This is a genomic window from Pseudoalteromonas sp. SIMBA_162 (assembly GCF_046535955.1).
In the GTDB taxonomy this organism is placed as follows: domain Bacteria; phylum Pseudomonadota; class Gammaproteobacteria; order Enterobacterales; family Alteromonadaceae; genus Pseudoalteromonas; species Pseudoalteromonas marina.
This window is the reverse complement of record NZ_JAWJBQ010000241.1, coordinates 1-287: the sequence shown is the minus strand read 5'-3', so window position 1 is coordinate 287 and position 287 is coordinate 1. Positions and strand designations below refer to the sequence as shown.

The 287-nt window shown below is 67.6% G+C and carries 1 protein-coding gene; it reads left to right on the top strand.

Translation table 11 applies throughout. The features are described from left to right. Positions 1-287 (top strand): polysaccharide biosynthesis C-terminal domain-containing protein (locus R0J88_RS19515; RefSeq protein WP_410900801.1); only part of this gene is annotated, 287 nt, incomplete at both ends.

Genomic DNA, 287 nt, shown 5'->3' with positions numbered 1-287 from the left:
CTTCAACCTGGTGCTGGACCCGCTGCTGATCTTCGGCGCGGGGCCGCTGCCCGGCTTCGGTCTGGCGGGCGCTGCCTGGGCGACCGTACTTTCCTTCGGGGCCGGACTTGCCATCACGGCATTCAAGCTCTCGCGCCGCGACTGGATGGAATATCGCGGCCTGTGGGCCGAATGGCAGGCCTCACGCCGCCAGCTGGCGGGAATCGCGATACCCGCGATTCTGTGTCAGATGATGCCGGCACTCTCCGCGATGCTGGTCACCGCCATCGTCGCGGGACTGGGCCAGA